Origin of the sequence: Bifidobacterium pullorum subsp. saeculare, assembly GCF_016899725.1 — a bacterium.
GTDB classification, from domain to species: Bacteria; Actinomycetota; Actinomycetes; order Actinomycetales; family Bifidobacteriaceae; genus Bifidobacterium; species Bifidobacterium pullorum_C.
Window position 1 is genome coordinate 1 of the sequence record NZ_JACLYU010000140.1, and the last position, 490, is coordinate 490.

Sequence of the window (490 nt, forward strand, 5' to 3'; positions counted from 1 at the left end):
GATTTGGTAAGGTCAGCGACCATCGGGAACTGCACGTTACCGATACCGCCCTTTTCAACCGGGGTATTCTTCCATGCAAGATGCGTGAAGTGTGAGTCAACCGACACAGCGATGACTTCGGTCTTGCGCAGCTTGAATTCTTTCAGGCGGTTGTTGAATGCGATGATTTCCGACGGGCACACGAAGGTGAAGTCCAGCGGGTAGAAGAACAGCACGCCGAGCTTGCCTTTCTTGGTCACCTTACCAGCGGCATCGCGCTTGATACCAAGATGGTTCAGAAGGTTGAAATTATCTTCGATGGAATTGTCGGGCATTACGGCTTTAGCGGTAAAATCCGGGGCAAATCTGCCGACCAGTACGCTCATTGGGAGTCTCCTAAATGGGGTTGTTGGGTGCGTGTAAGCCTAGTGAATATAGTGAGAAAATTCCAAGCTTCAAGCAGGAATCTGTTAGCCGCGCCCTTGTTCGGGAATAGTGCTTTTGACAATAG

The 490-nt window shown here is 50.4% G+C and carries 1 protein-coding gene; it reads right to left on the bottom strand.

All coding sequences use genetic code 11. The features are described 5' to 3' along the window. Window positions 1-365: redoxin domain-containing protein (locus H7U32_RS09855; protein ID WP_204469866.1), on the bottom strand; the 365-nt coding region annotated here is incomplete at its 3' end. Window positions 366-490 lie beyond the last annotated feature (125 nt).